The 18,708-nt window shown below is 38.4% G+C and carries 14 protein-coding genes and 1 riboswitch; of the genes, 7 read left to right on the top strand and 7 right to left on the bottom strand.

Translation table 11 applies throughout. The features are described from left to right. Positions 1 to 203: 203 nt before the first annotated feature. Positions 204 to 2,414, bottom strand: coding sequence for an alpha-galactosidase (locus IM793_RS09820; RefSeq protein WP_227256200.1), 2,211 nt, complete (start codon positions 2,412 to 2,414; stop codon positions 204 to 206). Between the two features lie 454 nt (positions 2,415 to 2,868). On the opposite strand from IM793_RS09820, the gene IM793_RS09825 reads away from it, so the two are divergent. Continuing rightward, positions 2,869 to 3,069 carry a YtxH domain-containing protein gene (locus IM793_RS09825; protein WP_121284928.1) on the top strand — a complete coding sequence of 67 codons (201 nt, stop codon included), beginning with the start codon at positions 2,869 to 2,871 and terminating at the stop codon, positions 3,067 to 3,069. 202 nt (positions 3,070 to 3,271) lie between these two features. Here the strand turns inward: IM793_RS09825 and IM793_RS09830 are convergent, their stop codons facing one another. Both IM793_RS09830 and IM793_RS09835 read right to left on the bottom strand, forming a co-directional pair. Then, positions 3,272 to 4,708, bottom strand: a complete 1,437-nt coding sequence (locus IM793_RS09830) for a SusD/RagB family nutrient-binding outer membrane lipoprotein (protein ID WP_193420861.1) — start codon at positions 4,706 to 4,708, stop codon at positions 3,272 to 3,274. Positions 4,709 to 4,719: 11 nt separating this feature from the next. Continuing rightward, complete coding sequence (locus tag IM793_RS09835) at positions 4,720 to 7,887, bottom strand: SusC/RagA family TonB-linked outer membrane protein (protein WP_193420863.1); 3,168 nt, start codon at positions 7,885 to 7,887, stop codon at positions 4,720 to 4,722. A gap of 334 nt (positions 7,888 to 8,221) precedes the next feature. Further along, positions 8,222 to 8,328: riboswitch (SAM riboswitch) on the bottom strand. Positions 8,329 to 8,464: 136 nt separating this feature from the next. On the opposite strand from IM793_RS09835, the gene IM793_RS09840 reads away from it, so the two are divergent. Both IM793_RS09840 and IM793_RS09845 read left to right on the top strand, forming a co-directional pair. Beyond that, a complete protein-coding gene (locus IM793_RS09840) occupies positions 8,465 to 9,733 on the top strand; it encodes a peroxiredoxin (RefSeq protein WP_193420865.1) in 1,269 nt (422 codons plus the stop codon). Between the two features lie 299 nt (positions 9,734 to 10,032). Next, positions 10,033 to 10,614 carry a DUF4142 domain-containing protein gene (locus IM793_RS09845; RefSeq protein ID WP_193420867.1) on the top strand — a complete coding sequence of 194 codons (582 nt, stop codon included), beginning with the start codon at positions 10,033 to 10,035 and terminating at the stop codon, positions 10,612 to 10,614. A 123-nt stretch (positions 10,615 to 10,737) separates the two neighbouring features. Here IM793_RS09845 and IM793_RS09850 read toward each other — a convergent pair whose 3' ends face one another. Then, positions 10,738 to 11,415, bottom strand: a complete 678-nt coding sequence (locus IM793_RS09850; protein ID WP_227256201.1) for a competence protein — start codon at positions 11,413 to 11,415, stop codon at positions 10,738 to 10,740. A gap of 190 nt (positions 11,416 to 11,605) precedes the next feature. Here IM793_RS09850 and IM793_RS09855 point away from each other — a divergent pair, with 190 nt between their 5' ends. The 3 genes from IM793_RS09855 to IM793_RS09865 all read left to right on the top strand — a co-directional run bounded on the left by IM793_RS09855 (position 11,606) and on the right by IM793_RS09865 (position 15,309). Next, positions 11,606 to 11,824 (top strand): hypothetical protein, encoded by a 219-nt coding sequence (locus tag IM793_RS09855; protein ID WP_193420868.1) that lies wholly within the window; start codon positions 11,606 to 11,608, stop codon positions 11,822 to 11,824. Between the two features lie 199 nt (positions 11,825 to 12,023). Beyond that, on the top strand, positions 12,024 to 14,111 hold the full coding sequence (gene pta, locus IM793_RS09860; RefSeq protein ID WP_193420870.1) for a phosphate acetyltransferase: 2,088 nt from the start codon (positions 12,024 to 12,026) through the stop codon (positions 14,109 to 14,111). Position 14,112: 1 nt separating this feature from the next. After that, positions 14,113 to 15,309 (top strand): acetate/propionate family kinase, encoded by a 1,197-nt coding sequence (locus IM793_RS09865; RefSeq protein ID WP_193420872.1) that lies wholly within the window; start codon positions 14,113 to 14,115, stop codon positions 15,307 to 15,309. 265 nt (positions 15,310 to 15,574) lie between these two features. Here IM793_RS09865 and IM793_RS09870 read toward each other — a convergent pair whose 3' ends face one another. After that, positions 15,575 to 15,958, bottom strand: a complete 384-nt coding sequence (locus tag IM793_RS09870) for a VOC family protein (protein ID WP_193420874.1) — start codon at positions 15,956 to 15,958, stop codon at positions 15,575 to 15,577. A gap of 114 nt (positions 15,959 to 16,072) precedes the next feature. After that, positions 16,073 to 16,549, bottom strand: a complete 477-nt coding sequence (locus tag IM793_RS09875) for a DinB family protein (RefSeq protein WP_193420876.1) — start codon at positions 16,547 to 16,549, stop codon at positions 16,073 to 16,075. A 114-nt stretch (positions 16,550 to 16,663) separates the two neighbouring features. Between IM793_RS09875 and IM793_RS09880 the strand changes: the two genes are divergently transcribed. Then, entirely contained in the window at positions 16,664 to 17,737 is a 1,074-nt protein-coding gene (locus tag IM793_RS09880) for an aminotransferase class V-fold PLP-dependent enzyme (RefSeq protein WP_193420877.1), read from the top strand. Here the strand turns inward: IM793_RS09880 and IM793_RS09885 are convergent. Next, the gene (locus tag IM793_RS09885; RefSeq protein ID WP_193420879.1) at positions 17,734 to 18,708 is read right to left on the bottom strand and encodes an L-histidine N(alpha)-methyltransferase; all 975 of its coding nucleotides are present in this window, start codon (positions 18,706 to 18,708) and stop codon (positions 17,734 to 17,736) included. The two genes, IM793_RS09880 and IM793_RS09885, sit on opposite strands and share 4 nt — an antisense overlap.

Raw genomic sequence — 18,708 nt, forward strand, 5'->3', positions numbered from 1 at the left:
CCGGAATAACCATTAATAGCGCTACGCAAGAAATCAGTCTCATATCATTGTGCTTAAATCTTCTTATTATTTGGTTCGCCTTGTTAAACAAATATGAACCGTTGTTATTAGTAAGATGATTAGCCAGTATTATGAAATTGTTAAAGTTACAGTGTAGTTTTAATTCCATATTAAATGTAACCGACTTAAAGAAATAAGTTAATTTATTTAACCTCCTCAAACTTCAGCACTACACTTGTTCTATTGGTATTTAAAACCGGGTTGAAACCCACCGTCATTAAAAAATCTCCTGTATAGGTTTTGTTGCCATCAATAGGCGATTTTGTACCAGGAAACAAGTTAATCTCCTTGATCTGGTATTTCTTTGCTGCATCCAACCCATTCAATTTAACCGGATATTTACTGCCTTCGCCATAACGGTAATTAACCAGGTAATTAAAAATTACACCTTCCGTTTTCTGATCGTTTACATACAACATCGAAGCTATACTGCCGCCGCGCGGATCGGCCAAACGATATTGTTCACCCTGCCAGATAATGCCTTTCACATCATTATAGTTTTTAATGGCTTCCTGACAAAACTGAAGTTCCTTTTCAGGCAGTTTACTTACCACAATATCAAAACCCAATTTACCCATCATGGCAACATCGGTACGGAACTTTATTGGCTGTTTTCCCCAATCGGTTACATGGTTGGAGCTGCTGATCGCAGGGTAAAAATAAGAGTATTCCCATTGCATAAATATGCGTTCTAACGGATCGGTATTATCACTTGGCCAAAACTCTGTAAAATATTGTAAGGCAGCATAGTCCACCCTCCCACCTCCACCAGAGCATAACATCATCGGTACAGTTGGATACTTTGCGCGGATTCTTTGCAGTACACTATACAATCCCTTTACGTAATTAATGTAAAAATGAGATTGATTTTTTAGGTGTGCAGAGTATGCATTGTAAATTACAGCATTACAATCCCATTTAATATAGGCCAGTTTCGGATTTTTAGTAAACAGATCATCCACCACACCGAAAACAAAGTCCTGTACTTTCGGATTACTCAGATCTAGTTCTAATTGGTTTCTGAAATAGTATTCAGGTCTGTTTGGTTGTTTCACCACCCAATCCGGATGTTTTTCGTACAGTTCACTTTTAGGACTCACCATTTCAGGTTCAATCCAGATCCCGAATCGTGTTCCAACATTATCGGCTTCTTTTACCAATGAGGCGATACCGTTTGGCAGTTTCTTTTTATTCTCTTGCCAATCGCCCAAAGCCGCATGGTCATCATTACGTGGATATTTATTTCCGAACCAGCCATCATCAAGCAAAAAGAAATCGACGCCCAGTTTTTTGGTATCTTTTAACAACTCGGCCAGTTTCTGTTCGTTAAAATCGAAATAAGTGGCCTCCCAATTGTTCAAAAGTGTTAAGCGGCTGCCTTTACCATCTAATATCTTATAGTTGCGTGCCCAATTCTGCAATTTTCTGCTTGCATCGCCTTTCCCCTGATCAGAAAAAGTATACAAAAACGCCGGGGTTGCAAAAATTTCGCCCTGTTTTAAGCTGTACGGAGAAGCATAATTATTCATCCCTGCAATAATGCGCAGGTTATTCTGATAATCGACTTCCAGATCAATCTTAAAATTACCGCTCCACTCCAAAGCGCCGTATAAAACATTGCCTGCGTTCTCTTCTGCAGGTTTATCCATCGAAATCATGAAAACCGAGGGCTGAAAAAGATTTGCCCTTGTACCCAGTTTGCTGTCCAGGGTTTTAATTCCATGGGTTATTTCACTTTGTTCAGGCTGCATTTCCTTTGCCCAATCACCGTGGTACTGGTTCAGCCAAAAATGCGGCGATTTTAAATGCAGGTTGGCCGAAGCATATTTATGCAATACCACATTACCTTTCTCGCTGTGTTTAATTTCTGTCCATTGCTCTATTACATCCTGCTTGTAAAAAGATTTATAAAACAGTGTTACTTCGAAATTGTACACCGGATCTTTTAACCTGATCTTTAATAAACTTACATTATCATCAATTGCGGTAACGGTATGATCTACATACTTCAGATCGAGCGAATTATTGCCATCGGCATGGGTAACACTAATGGCAGGCTCTACCAGATTTCTAGTTCCAGATGGTGTATAAGCCGAATTTAACTGTCCGGTATAATCTTCTGTTTGCTTATACTGATCATTAACCTGGGCATATTCCTGTTTATTGCTAAGTTTTTTTCCAAAAAAAATGGTATTCACATCTTTTTTTGCATCGGCCTGTAAAACCAGTGCATTATGGGCCGTTTCGATAGGTATCATGGTCTGCGCTTTGCTATTAGCCATGGAAAAAAGAGAAATGGCCATTGCCAATGCGCCCAGCCTGAAGTATACTTTAGTTTGATGTGATCCGTTCATTTGTGTCTTCAATAATGTTTATCGGTATAGAGTTGATTAATTTATGGTTTGAGGTTTAAATACCCGGTTCCCATTCTGTAACCTTGCCTAAAATAACGGTTTATAATTAATCTACCAACCTGGCCCATCATCTTCACTAACTTCGGGTGTTCTTTTGGCGGATTCGGCTTACATGTTTGATCCTGATCTGATCGGTTCACCTCTGTTACCCAAGTTTATGGCCGCTATCAAGATTGATTTATGTTTATCAGTTGGTTTTTAATCAACCACGCTGATGCATAATTTACCAGGAGACACAGATTAATATGATCGCAATTCTCTGTTGTTTACGTGCTTTTGTTAAAAAATAACACGTTTACTGCATCGTCAATTAAGCCGATTTGTAACAACAGTTATTTAGAATCGTCTAAAACTTTTAACGAACTCAAAATGTTTAACTAAAAAAGAAAAGAACATGGGAATTTTAAAAACAGCAATTATTGGCGCTGCAGTATATGCAGGCGTAAAATATATCACGAAGAAAGATCCAATTACCGGACAATCTATCGTTGACGAATTATTGGATCGTGCACCACAATGGGCAGATAAAGCAAAAGGTTATACGGAAGACCTGAAAACAAGGGTAAGTAATGCCGCAGAAGATTTATCCAGATGAATAGCTTGTAGAAATAAAGAGCCTGAAGAGGCTAAATATCTATTTCTCTGATAAAAAAACGTTCCGATTTAAAACCGGGACGTTTTTTGTTTATAGTTATAATTTAACCACAGATAAAAAGGATGCACACAGATATAATCCGTGTTTATCTGTGCGCATCTGTGGTTAAAAATTCTTAACTTAATAACATTGTATCACGGCATTAAAAAGCATCAAACCAAAGTTTGGTGGTTAATAAATCAGCACCCTGACTGCTTACCGCATTTTTATAATTCTGTCCGTTTAAAGATTGTTCTGTACCAGGATAGATAAAACGCACCGGAATTTTACCACTCAAAACGGTATTAACAGATGCAGTTAATTGCGGATAATCTAATCTTCTCTGCTCGGCCCAGGCTTCCAATCCTTGACCAAACAAAGCAATCCATTTTTGCTCACCAATTGATTTTTTATAATTACCAGCATCATATTGTACTGAAGCCTGATTAATATAATCATCAACAGCACTTCCACCTATACTGTATTGATCAAATGATGCCCTGATGGCCTGTTTATACAGATCAGCTGCATTTTCGGTAGTAAAGCCTCTCGCAGCAGCTTCAGCCCTATCAAAAAGCAATTCGGCATAGCTAAAAATCACAGCAGGTGCTTTTGGTGCTAAAAAATAAGTTCCTGGTCTTGAGGAATTTGCCAAACCTATTGCACTGGCTTCTGAATTTGTTGAGCCGTTCGGAATACCTACGTACGTTTGAGGTGTTGCATTATCAGTTTTGCTTGCATAAACTGGTAGTCTTGGATCATTTAGCGCAAAAAGTTTATCTACGATGGTTTTACTGATCCGGTAATCATTCCTGGTTTCGAATGATGCTGCTAACGGATTTTGCTGTGGCGAATCACTGTAGAAAAGTTGTGCATTCTCCGATTTGCTATTAATATAAGTGCCACCTTCTGCAAGTATTTCATCAATTACCTGCTTAGATTTAGCTGGCTCTTTATCCGCAATGCGTAAAGCGATGCGAAGACGTAAAGAATTGGCAAACTTTTTCCATAAAGCAATATTGCCGCTATAAATCACATCTCCGCTTATAACTTTTCCTGAAGCTGGATCCAAAGCTGCCTGAGCAGTCTTTAAATCGTTAAGAATACCATAATAAACATCCTTTTGTTTATCGTAAACTGGCGTAACAAACTGTTTAATTTTTCCAGCTTGTGAATATGGTATATCCCCGTAAGCGTCGGTAAGTAATAAAAATACCCACGACCTTAATACAAGTGCAACTCCTTTATAGTTTGGATTGCCTTGTGCATCGCCCAATTCGATAATTTTATTAAAGCCAGCAATACTTTGTGCGTATCCAGTAGACCATAAAGAGGTAAAGCTACTGTTCGAAAAGATAAAACGATCTTCTTCGGTATACTGAACCTTAGCCCAATGTTGTACAAAAAGCAAGCTCGAGTTCATATTATTGGTTACCCCCCAGTACGTATCGGCTGTAGTTTTAGTAGTGCCAGTAAGTAAATAATCGGGTTGTGGAATTTCTGGAGCATTCGGATTAATATTCACATCATCGAGCTCTTTATTACAAGATGAAAATGCAATTGCCAGAATGGCTAGTATATATAGTTTTTTATTTTTCATGATGGGAATATTTAAAATTTAACATACAGGTTGATACCATAGCTGCGTGTGCTTGGATTAGATAAACTTTCCAACCCCTGTCCGTTGCCAGTATTAAAGGCTACTTCCGGATCAATATCTACGGTATTGCGGTGAATAATCCAAAGGTTACGGCCAACAAGTGATACTGAAACGCCTTGCAAACTTAACGGACGGAGCCATTTGGCCGGCAAATTGTAGCTAAGCTTAACTTCACGAAGCTTAACGTAAGAGGCATCGAATATATTTGCTTCATCGATATTCCTGAACGATTTATAATATTGTTGGGCAGGTAACACTTTTTCATTGCGTTTACCATCGGCAGTTACGCCATCAAAAACAATTCCGTCATCATAAACCGTTACACCTGTCGGAGCTGTTCCATTTACCCGTACTGTTCCGTTGGCTTTATCGTTACCAGGATAATAATAGGAGATTCCGCCATATTCAGCTGCTCTTCCTGGCAGTGTAGAGGCTAAAACTCCAGTATAAGTACCTGTTGCATAAGTACCGTTGTAAATAGAACCACCAATACTCGCATCAACCAGTACGCCTAAACTTATACCTTTATACGTAAAGGTATTGTATACCCCGCCAATCCAATCTGGTGTATATTTTCCCAATACCTGTTTGGTTGGGTTTGTTGCTGGTGCACCTGTGGCATTTACAATAATATTTCCATTGCCATCTCTTAAAAAGGCTGTTCCGAAAAGTGATCCATAAGGTTGTCCAACGGTAGCAATCACCTGCGCTGAGTTGGTAGCTACAATGTAATTCGTTAATAATTTCTCTGCATCGAGTTCAATTACCCTACTCCTGTTTGCTGCAAAATTGAAATCAATATCCCATGTAAAAGTTTTTTTGATTGGGGTGATGCCCAATTGTGCTTCTATACCCTTGTTGTTTATTTTTCCGGCATTAAGCAGTTTTGAGCTAAATCCGGTGCTTTGACTTACATCGGCTGCCAAAATCTGATTGTAACTATTGGTATTGTATGCACTTAAATCTAAACGTAACCTTTTGTTAAAGAAAACAGCCTCAACACCCAGTTCTGTTGAAGTGGTAGTTTCTGGTTTAAGGTTAGGATTAAGGTCGATATTACTTGTGGTAAGTTGAGGGTTTGCGTTAAAAGGCGCACTAAACGCATAAGTATTGATCAAACGATAAGGATCTGCATCTTTACCTACTTTAGACCAGCCCCCACGTATTTTCAAATAATTAAGGGCTTCACTTTTAATATCAAAGGCTTCGGTTGCTACAAAACTTCCGTTAAATGACGGGTAAAAATAAGACCTGTTCTGTGCTGGTAAGGTAGACGACCAATCGTTACGTGCCGTGATGTTGGCGAAAAGGTAATTTCTGAAACCGATCTGACCTGATGCATAAACACTATATGATTTTAAACGCGATAAATTATTAGATGAAATCAGGGGATCACGAGAGTTTTTAAGGGTATAAAGTCCTGCGATGGCTAGTTTAGGTGCACTTTGATCATTCTGCTCAATATATTGCCTGCGGATGTTACCACCACCCAATAATTCTAAGCTAAAATCATCATTTAACTGCTTGTTAAAGTTTAAGGTTGCATCGGTATTATTCTCGCTTACCGTAAAGGCACTCTCTGTGTAAGAGCCAAAAGGTGTTCCGTTCGTACCATAAGCGATTCTAACTTTACGCCTGTCGTTGTAATAATCCGTACCCGATCTGAAATTGAAATCAAGGCCATCAATAATCTTATAATTAAGGGCTAAGCTACCGATAATGCGACTGCGGTTCTGCGAAACTGTATTTTCGTAAGCTATCCAATATGGATTGCTGTAATAGCTGTTATTCCAGTTAAACGTTTTTCCATTTTCATCCAAATAGTTTTTTAACTGGTTAATATCAACCTGACGGCCAAACCACGTAAACTGCAACATGGTACTTGTTGAACGTGAACCTCCTGTGCCAGGCAAATTATCTGAATTAAGTTTGCTATAATTCGCATTAGCCGTTAAGGTTAGTTTTGGTGTTATCTTTAGTGACGTATTTAATACAAATGAGTTTTTACCCTGTCCGGAATTCGGCACAATGCCTACTTGTTTCAGGTTATTGTAGGAGATGCGGTAATCGTACCTTTCGCCTGCATCTGCGACCGATACCCCATTATTTAATGAATATCCGGTTTGAAAGAAATCGCGTACGTTATCCGGATGGGCTATAAATGGAACCGCAACTCCTTTTGAAAAAAACTGCGGAATTAATCTTCCATCCAGTTTTGGCCCCCAGCTCTCATCTACCCCATCATTAATACCTTTACCTGCGCCATCCACATAACTGAACTTCCCTTCTGATCCCTGACCAAAAGCATTTTGATAAACTGGCAGGGTGAGCAATGTTTCTAAAACGGCATTGGAGTTAATATCAATGCCCAATCCTTTTTTCGATTTACCTGTTTTGGTTTTAATCAGGATCACCCCTGCGGCAGCCCTGGAGCCATATAATGCCGCTGCATTTGGTCCTTTTAGCACACTAATTGATTCTATATCCTCTGGATTGATATCTGAAATGGCATTCGCATAATCTCTTGCCCCTGCAGAATTCAACTGAGAGTTATCTACCGGAATCCCATCAACCACAAATAATGGCTGGTTATTTCCGGCTATAGATGTTTCTCCTCTGATGACTACGCGTGATGATCCCATGCTCCCCTGACTGTTCGTTACCCTAACTCCGGCTATTTTTCCAGCCAGTGCATTTACCAGGTTAGATTCTTTAGCTTCGGCCAGATCTTGTCCTTTTAATTCCTGAACTGCATAACCGAGCGATTTTTTCTGCCTCGAAATTCCCAAGGCGGTAACCACTACTTCATCCAACGCATTATCACTTGATTGAAGAATGACCGAAATCGGCCCGGCATTTTTATTGATTTGTATTTCCTGGGTTTTAAAACCGATATAAGAAAATACTAAAGTACCTTGATCAGGCGCACTGATAGAAAAAACACCTTTCCCATCAGAAATGGTAGTTTGCCTGGTTTCTTTGATAAATATAGAAACGCCGGGCAGTGTCTCGCCATCTGCCGACTTTACCGTTCCGGTAACGGTGACATTTTGAGCAAATACCTGCTGCGTAATAAAGAGCAGTAAGATGAATGCCATTGATTTTAAAAATTTGATCATGTGTGTGTTTTAAAAATTGGTTAAAAGATAAATTTTGGACAAAACGAATCCCTAACGGTTAATAACCGTGTTTTATAAAAAAATAAAATGGGATGGTTAGATCAAAAGTGCCTGTTAAAACGGAGCAATTTTAACAGGACTAGCGCATTCGGGAGTCTACACAAGGATTTACATAAGGATTTACATAAGGCGATTTTAGCTTGTCTGTTTTTCTCATTTGAATGATTTTATTTAATGCATAATTTAATTTCAAGAAGGCATTCAGGGCTAAAAAAAAGCACCTCTTAAACCAGAAGTGCTCCATATATTTTATATTAGGATAGCGCAAACAACTGACTTAACTACCCCAGATTCATCTGGGATGGAATTAGCACCATTTCTAAAAATTAGATGGTTGCTAAGGTTTCACAGGGCCATTCCCTCCGCCTTTCTTGATAAGTATTTTAAAATAACTTGGGCAAAGGTATAATTAATTCCATTTATCCTATAGTTTTTATAGTTTTTTTATCGAAATATTTTTTCTTTGACAATACATCCATATCTTTGTCTAGTAATTTAGTCGACAAACACAGTCCCAATGAAACTTAAATCCCTTTTAACAGCCGTACTGGCAATATCAATAACCTTCACCTATGCTCAGGAACAAACGGCCCTGGTAAAAAAACAGGCAGCAAAACTTCAGGAGAAAAACCAAAAAACATTTGTTGCTCCCGGTAACTGGCGTGGAATAGCTAAAGTAAAGGAAGGATTAGAAATCCCTTTCAACTTCGAGATCAGCGAAAAAAACGGTCAGCAAAAATTATATTTCCGCAATGCTGAAGAGCGTTTCGAAGGTGGTCCTGTAAAACAAACTGCCGACTCGCTTTTTGTCAAACTGGATCAGTTTGATAACGAGCTTGCATTTGCTATAGTTGGCAATCAATTAACGGGTACGTTAAGAAAACAGGATAAAGCTGGTAAACCTTTAGTCATTATTGCCGAGCACAAAAATTACCGTTTTAAAACTGATAAACCTGCTACAGCAGACTATTCTGGTAGTTACGATGTGATTTTTACATCGCCAAATGGTAAAGAAGAAAAAACAGTAGGTTTATTTAAGCAAGCAGGGAACAAACTTACGGGTACTTTTCTCCGCGTAACCGGCGATTCTCGTTATCTGGAAGGTGTTGTAGAAGGAAATGAATTTCAACTTTCGAGTTTTATCGGCTCCTCTCCTGCTTATTACAAAGGAACTTTCCAGGCAGATGGTGCTATTAAGGGTGAAGTTTTAGGAGCAAGGGGTAGTCAGCCTTTTACCGGAACCAAAAATAAAGATGCAGCCCTCCCCGATCCTTACAAGCTTACTTATCTTAAATCAGGATACAAAACACTTGATTTTAGCTTTCCTGATCTAAATGGAAAAAAGATTTCGCTAAAAGATGAAAAGTATAAAAACAAAGTGGTGATTTTAACCATTACTGGTAGCTGGTGCCCTAATTGTGTTGACGAAGCTACTTTTATGGCGCCATGGTACAAAAAGAACAAAAACCGCGGTGTAGAAATTATTGCTTTGCATTATGAGCGTTCAACCGAGCCTGAATATGCAAAGAAAGTAATGACCCGTTTCAGAGAACGTTTTGGTATCGAATACGACCAGGTATTGGCAGGTACAGCGGACAAACAGGTGGTATCTGAATCGTTACCCGCGCTTGATTCATTTTTATCTTTCCCAACAACCATTATCATCGATAAACAGGGAAATGTAGCCCAGATCCATACAGGTTTTAATGGCCCGGCAACCGGTAAATTTTATGATGAATTTGTGAAAGAATTTAATGCGGAGATTGATACGCTGTTGAAGAAATAGTTAGTCTTACCGGGCGTTTTAACGTGATCGTCACCCTGAATTCATTTAAGGGTCTAAGTAAATGGATTGCGCAAGAAAAATCTTCATTGTGAGGTAATGACTATCCCTCGCAGTGTACTGCAAAGTGAACTCAATGATGACAGTTCATTTCAGGAACTTTTGGCATAATATTAATTTCTCCCGATTAACTTATTTAGTTTTCAGAGCAATTGGCTATTGGTATGAATCAACGAATATTTAAAAGCTTAAAACCCTTTTGCGCTAAAACATGTTATCCATATACAACAAAAACAATGGATATGAAAAAGTTAATGTATGTAATGGCCATTTCTGCCCTGGCCTTTCAGGCTTGTAATGGTGGAAATAAAGATGCCAAAGAAAATGCCGATAGTTTAAACAGAACAAAAGACACCACCTCGAACGTTGCAGCAACTGGCGGAATTGCAGTTGAAGAAGCTGATGCCAAATTCACTACTCAGGCAGCTGTTGGTGGTATGGCAGAAGTAGAATTGGGAAAAATGGCCCTCGAAAAAAGCAGTAATCCTCAGGTTAAAGAATTTGCAACCATGATGGTTAAAGACCATGGTATGGCAAATACTGAATTAATGGCCATAGCAAAACAAAAAAACATTACACTTCCAAGTACAGTAGATGATGAGCACAAGAAAAAAATGGAAGACCTAAGCAAAAAAACAGGTGCAGATTTTGATAAAGCTTATGTAAGCGCAATGGTCGATGGACATAAATCTACCTTAAAATTAATGGAAGATGAATCAAGAGATGGAAAAGACGCAGATCTTAAATCTTTTGCAACTAAAACTGCACCAATTGTTCAAAGCCATTTAGTCATGATCAATAAAATAAACGACAGTATGAAATAAGACTGCTGAACGTATTAAAAACGCCTGCCATGTGTAGCGTTTTAATACGTTTTTTTTATTAGTGAAATTCCCTTTTCATCTATCTATATCCTAATCTCAAATGCGTTTTTAACTTATATTATCTTAAACTTCTGGCGGGGTGTGCCAATCGATAAAGGTTTTTCTCTTTAACATTTCCAGGTAAGGGTAATTTCCGTTTAGTTGTTTACGCTGTTTTAGTTCATATAAAAAATGTCCGCCTAAGTCAACAATAATTTTAGCGGTAGCTAAATACCATACACTATGCGGTTGTTTCCAGCAAAAAGAATATAGGTTTGAGGTGAATTTAACCCCTTGTAATTCCTGATGGTAAAAATTAAGTATTTTTGGATTGGGTATTCCCTGCATCACCTCAGCTTTTCTAACCATTGAAAGGTGATCGGAATGACAAAACTCATAATCCTTTAGTTTCGCATCATCCACATCTGGCAGATGTTTCAATATTTTGAATCCTTTAAATTTTTTACCATTCAATACCCATATCAAGTTAGGATAAAAGGCTTCCCTACTATGGAGCTCGGCAGGTGTTATGGGAGAGTTTTGAAACTCGATGGTATAACCCGACGGTGTAAAAATATCTGCCCGGTGAGTATCGGAATTTGCAGCATCATAAAAGGCAACCTCTCTAAACGAAGGTGGAAAAGCCAACTTCCAATCCCGGTGCCACACCGTTTCTTTTCGGTAATGCTCCTTTTTAAATGAAGAAACAACCGGAGCGATTTCAACATGATGTAGATCTTTTCTTATTTCACTATTATCCATTCTCTGGCCACACAATTACAAAACAATTATCTTAGGGAAGCACAAATTTAAACTAAAATTTTTAGTACAAAAATAATCTATAGCGCTAATCAGAATAATATTTAAATCATTATGATTGAGCATTAGGCAGATACCAACTATCAAATAAATTTAATTCGATCTGCTTAAAATAGAATGATAACTTTGTAGGATGACCATTCAAGAAATACAGCAGCTAGAAGATTTTTTTACCCAAGCCGGCAAGCAACAGGTTCCAATTTATCTGAATCAGGCTACCGTAATTACCGATTATGCCCATTTTCTGGAGAGCCATTTTACGCCGTTAAAACTCAATCCTGATGCTAAAGTAAATGTGCCAATTCTACACAGGCTAAAAATGTTAAAGTTATTAATTGAATCAAATGCGTAAAAAACGGTTTAAAAATGGCTTAATCCAACGTTAAAAACCATATTGATCCAGTTTTTTCTGGCCGTTAAACCTTATTTTGAGCCCCATTTAATAACTGGTTTTTGTAACCTTTTAAAACTTAACCTACTTTAGTTTTTAAAATAAATATTTCCAACTATATTGGGCGTAATTGGTTATTCCTATACATTGCTCCTTATTTATGACTAAAAATATATTCATTGCTTCAGCCGAACCCTATACAGGAAAATCAGTAATTGCTTTCGGGATGATCAATATGTTACTGGCAAAAACCCAAAAGGTAGGTTATTTTAAACCGATTATTGCACAAGACGATCCGAATAAAAAAGATGAACATGTAGAAGCCATGTTAGATTATTTTTCGCTTCCTGTTAAATATGAAGATGCTTTTGCCTTTACCCGGCAAGAAATGCTCCATCAATCAGAAGATAGCGGAGCGATTATCAATACCATCATCAGTAAATATAAAAAACTAGAAGATAACTACGATTTCACCGTAATTGAGGGCAGCGACTTTTTAGGTGAAGGAATGGCCTTTGAATTCGAATCGAACGCCTTAATGGCCAAAAACTTAGGTGCACCTGTTTTAATAGTGGTATCAGGGAAAAACAAAACGGCAAGCCAGCTTTTTAAATCAGCCATCAATATCTACCGGAACTTCCTGTTGCGTGATGTACAGGTATTAGGTGTAGTGGCCAATATGGTGAATCCGGAGGAAGCGGAGCGTATTAAACAAGCTTTAATCAATCAGTTGCCGACGGAACTGCTTATCGCCGTTATTCCAACTGAAAATGGTCTGCAAAGTCCAACCATGAACGAAATTACTTTAGCCTTAGGTGGCGAAGTGCTTTTTGGCTCTGAATTATTGGATAATCAGGTTGATAATTTTGTAACAGGAGCCATGATGTTACCCAATTTTTTAAGGCACATTAAAGATAACCTGCTTATTGTTACTCCTGGCGATCGTGGCGATATTATTATTGGCGCGCTTCAGGCCAACTTATCAGCCAATTATCCAAAAATTGCTGGGATTGTTTTAACCGCAGGCAGTTTACCTGATGAGCCGATTATTAAATTGATTGAAGGTTTACAAACCATTATCCCAATTATAGCGGTACAAAAAGGAACTTTTGAAACCACTACAGCCATTGGTGGCATTCATTCTAAAATTACGATTGAGAATAAGAAAAAAATTGCGTTAGCGATAGAACTTTTCGAAAAGTATGTGGATATAAAAGCACTGGATGATAAAATTATCACGTTCAGCTACCAGGGTATTACGCCACACATGTTCCAGTACCAATTGGTTAAATGGGCCAAACGTGATAAAAAACATATCGTTTTGCCGGAAGGAAACGATGAACGCATTTTAAAAGCGGTTGAAAAACTCATCACCCAGGAAATTGTAGACATTACACTCTTAGGCGATCCGGTTGAAATTACCAATAGTATTAAGAGACTTGGATTAAATTTAGATACAAACGTTTTAAAAATCCACAACCCAGGACATTCTGCACATTACAATGATTATGTAAATACCTTGCATGAATTGCGCAAAGCCAAAAATGTAAACCTGGAAATGGCCAGAGATATGATGACTGATGTTTCTTATTTCGGTACGATGATGGTTTACAAAGGTGATGCTGATGGAATGGTTTCAGGGGCCGTTCATACCACACAGCATACCATCAGGCCTGCTTTACAATTTGTTAAAACAAAGCCGGGTGTATCGGTGGTTTCCTCTATTTTCTTTATGTGCTTGCCAGAGCGTGTGGCCGTATTTGGCGATTGTGCGGTTAATCCCAATCCTACTGCTCAGCAATTAGCTGAGATCGCAATTTCCTCGGCAGAAAGCAGTGCCAAATTCGGCATTGAACCACGTATTGCCATGCTTTCTTATTCTTCAGGTACATCTGGAGAAGGTGAAGATGTAGAACGCGTAAGAGAAGCTACCGCAATAGTAAAAGCAAAACATCCGGAATTAAAAATTGAAGGACCGATACAATACGATGCTGCTGTAGATCCACTTGTGGGTAAACAAAAACTACCGGGATCTGAAGTAGCTGGGAGAGCAAGTGTGCTCATCTTTCCCGATTTAAACACCGGTAACAACACCTATAAAGCGGTACAGCGCGAAACCGGGGCGTTGGCCATTGGCCCGATGTTACAAGGTTTAAACAAACCAATAAACGATTTGAGCCGTGGCTGTACGGTAGATGATATTTTTAACACCGTTGTAATTACAGCGATTCAATGCCAGGATATTTAATATGAAGATTTTAGTAATTAACTCGGGAAGTAGCTCCTTAAAATACCAGCTTTTTAACATGCCCGAAAAAGCCCCAGTTTGCAGTGGGCTGGTAGAGCGTATTGGCATTGAAGGCTCATTTATAAAACATACAGTTTATGCCAATAGCGAAAAACACAGCATAGAAGAAGCAGGTTTTATAGCCAATCATGGTGAAGCTTTAAAACAGGTTTTGGCACTATTAACACAAGGAGAATACGCAGTAATTACAAGTCATGATGATATTGCAGCTGTTGGCCATAGAGTAGTGCATGGAGGTGAACATTTTTCTGGGCCGACAATTATTACTGATGAGGTAAAACATCAGATCAAAAAACTGTTTTCCCTTGCTCCGCTCCATAATCCGGTTAATTATAAATGTATTGAAGTAGCCGAACAGACTTTTGTAAATGCCAAACAAATTGCTGTATTTGATACGGCATTTCATCAAACCATACCAGAACAGGCTTATCGTTATGCCATTCCAGAATGGTATTATAAAGAGCATAACATTAGGGTATATGGATTTCATGGCACCAGCCATAAATATGTAAGTGAACAGGCTATTAATTGGTTAAACAAAAAAGATAGTAAAATAATCAGCATTCACTTAGGAAACGGCTGCAGTATAACGGCTATTAAAAATGGTAAATCAATAGATACCAGTATGGGTTTTGGTCCCCTAAGTGGCTTAATGATGGGCACACGTTCCGGAGATATCGATCCATCGGTTATTTTTCATCTGATGGAGCATTCCGGATATACCTTAGAGCAACTGAGCACGCTGGTTAATAAACAATCCGGGCTTTTGGGTGTAGGTGGCTCAAGCGATATGCGCGACATCAGAAAAATGGTTAGCGATGGAAACGTAGCAGCAGTTTTAGCGCTTAAATTATATGCTTACAGGATTAAGAAATTTATAGGGGCTTATGCTGCTATATTGAACGGCATTGATGCGATTATATTTACCGCAGGAGTTGGTGAAAATGATAGCAACATGCGCGAGGCTGTATGTTCAGAGCTGAATTATCTGGGTATTGAAATAGATCCAGAGCATAACAGAGCATATAAAGGTGAAATAAAAGAGATTAACACAGCGGATTCAAAGGTTAAGATATTGGTTATTCCAACTAATGAAGAATACGAAATTGCACATCAATGTTTTGGGCTGATCGGCTAATTGCAAAACTTCCGAAGTTTGCACTATGGCCTTTGCGCTTTGCCAACTTCAGAAGTCTTGCCAAGCCTATCTCCTCGGTCTGTATCCTCACAGACCGAACCCATAAATCCATACCATTACAAAACTTCTTACAGTGTTATGCGCTATCAAAATAATCTGAATTAAATTTATGGTCGGTGAGCCACCGACCATTGAATAGGGAAAAGACTTCCGAAGTTTGCACTATGGCCTTTGCGCTTTGCCAACTTCGGAAGTCTAGCCAAGCTTAGGACGTTTCCAAAATAGACAAAATATTACCAGCAGGATCTCTAAACCAGGCAATGCTTGGTCCTCCATTTTCACGGGAGATGCCTTTACTGTCTGTTTTTAAATACTCTTCATTGTAAATCTCGAACTTTACTCCCCTGGCAATCAATTCGTCGGCGGATTGATCTATATTTTCTACAGGAAAATTAAGCACCGTAAAAGTTGCCGGAACATGATTTGGCTTTGGATAAAGTAAAACATTTGCTGATCCGGGAATAACCAATTCGATTAAGCCCATTGGATTATCTTTAACTTCGATACCCAGTACTCCCTGATAAAAATCTTTTGCTTGCTGTACATCATCTACAGAAAATGAACTGAATGCTTTTGAGTTTTGTAACATAAATCTTTTTTTAAATCAATTTTCACGAGAACGAACAGTTAAATTTAGCAGATTAAAACAATAGTAACCGGCTGCATAAGCGGCAAAGTACAGGCCCAAACAAGACAATTTTCTTTAGCTTTTCCAGGCACCCAATAAACGCCTGATGACAACAATCTCGGCAATATGATAAGCATTATGATCGGCAATTTGTAAGGCTTCACGTAAGATACTTTGTCCATCGCCATGCGGAATTGGCACATATAAATCTGAAGAATATAGCAAAGCAATAAATTCTTTCAAATCAGTATCAATCTGCTTTAAGGTGTTGCTCCAGGCCTGTTCATCTTCAGGTGCCAGTTCTTTAGGCCAATATTCGTCTGGCCATTTAGGCGATTGATGCGATCCATCCTTACTAAATTTAAGCATATCCCACTGAGCGATTCTAATGTGTTCGGCCAATTGCCAAATACTATAAGGCAAGTTGTTAGGCTTTTCGCCCAAAAGATTAAAAGGTAGATTAGCAACAGCATCTTTAAAGCCTACATGTGCTCCACCCCCATTTAATAATTTTTTAAGTTCCGTAACCAGTATCGATGTTTGATTTTCCATAATAACTTTAGCAGATTGTATTACCCTAACAAACGTGATTCTCATAGGTTTGTATAAAAATCAATTTTGGGGGCAGCATTTATTTTTTAATGCATAATTCTTTTAATTTTGGGCATGAACCTATCTTTTCCGATCCTCAAAGAATACACGTACCTCAATACTGCCAATTCAGGCATTTTATCGACCAATTTGGCTGAATGGCGAACCCAACATGACCAGGCATTTATAGCAGGTGGGAGCATTTTCAAGATGGAAAATATGCCCATTATTACTGACCTCGGAAATAACATTGCTAAACTTTTCAGTTCAAAACCTGAGAACACCTATCTGGTTCAGAATTTCTCAGTCGGTTTTAATACTTTATTAAGTGGATTGGACAAAAACCATCGTTTTCTATTACTGGAAGAAGAATACCCGTCTGTAAGTTACCCCTTAATCAGCATGGGTTTTGATTATCATAGTATTCCAGTCGATGAAAAACTAGAAGAAAATATCATTAATGCCATCGAAAAATTTAAACCTACCATTCTGGCTTTTAGTATGGTACAATACATTAGTGGTTTTAGAATGGATGAGGATTTTATCCGGAAACTAAAAAAAAGCTACCCTGACTTGTTATTAGTTGGCGATGGAACTCAGTTTTTGGGTACTACTGCCTTTAATTTTGAAAAATCGGGCTTAGATGCATTGATTGGTAGTGGTTACAAGTGGCTTTTAGCCGGATATGGAAACGGTTATGCCTTGCTTTCAGATCAGATGAAAGATGCCATTTATAATAAAAACAAACTGGCCGAATTACCTACAGCGCCTTTCTTAAAAGGCAAAGATCATTTATCTATGTGTTTCGAACCCGGACATCTGGATACCTTAAACTTCGGCACGTTAAACGAAAGTTTAAATTATCTTGGTTCATTTGGTTTCGATTGGATTGAAAAAACCACACAAACGCTCAGTAATCAAGCAAGATTGGAACTAAATTCAAGAGGACTAGTTCCCGACTGGATGCTCGACAGAAAGTATCAATCGACAATTATGAGTATGCCGCTTGATCAAAAAACAGTAGATAAACTTGTTGCCGCCAAAATACTCTGCTCACCAAGAGGGGCAGGTACAAGGATTTCCTTCCATTTTTATAATAAGGAAGAGGATTTAAACCGGTTGTTACAAGTTTTAGATGGCAAGAGCTAATCTACTTTCCAAATGGCATCTACAAAATATTGGTTGTGATCAAAAAAACGTTGAAGAGGTTTAAAGCCTGTTTTCGCGGCCAATTGATCAATATCACCTAAGGAATATTTTTGTGAGATTTCCATAAAAATATATTCATTTTCGATAAAATGAATGACATGGCGGCCAATATTTACAATCTGGTTTTTTAAACTGATAAGGTAACTTTTACAGGCACCTGATGCCGGATCGTAACTGGCATAATGTTCAAATTGATCAATATTAAAATCACCATCGAGTTCTTTATTGATGCGTTGAAGTAGATTGAGATTGAAAGATCTGGTAATTCCGCCTTTATCGTTATAGGCAGCTAAAATTTGTTGCGGATTTTTTTTGAGGTCGAAGCCGATAATGAGCAGGTCGTTTGGAGAAAGTAATTGCTTTAAAGACAAACAGAAACTTTCAGCATCGGCAATTGTCATGTTACCAATATTTGCGCCCATAAACAGCACCACTTTTCTACGTTCCGACAGTTCAGTGGCTTTTTTCAGCATGTCGAAATAATCGCCATTTAGCCCTTTAATATCCAACGAAGGAAGTTTTTTAGGCAGATTTTCTTCCAGATCTGAAATTACATGCGCTGAAATATCAATCGGAAAATAACTAAATTCCATCTGATCGTCCAGCAGTGATTTTAACAGATGAATGGACTTGGTGGCATCACCAGCACCCAACTCGATCAGGTCGAAGGCAGTACCATCTGCAGATATGGCTTGCGAAAGTTGCGCAGACTGATACTGGAGGATTTCCATTTCTGCATTGGTTAGATAATATTCTTCCATTTCCATAATCTGCTGAAATATGCGGTCTCCGGTAGCATCATAAAAATACTTGGAAAGCATAAATTTTGGCTCAGATCGTAGTCCTGTTAAGGTCTCCCGAAGAAATTGCGTTTTGTTGTCGGTTGTTATTTCAATGGTAGTGGTGCTCAT

The sequence above is a fragment of the Pedobacter sp. MR2016-19 genome (assembly GCF_014947265.1).
Taxonomy (GTDB): Bacteria; Bacteroidota; Bacteroidia; order Sphingobacteriales; family Sphingobacteriaceae; genus Pedobacter.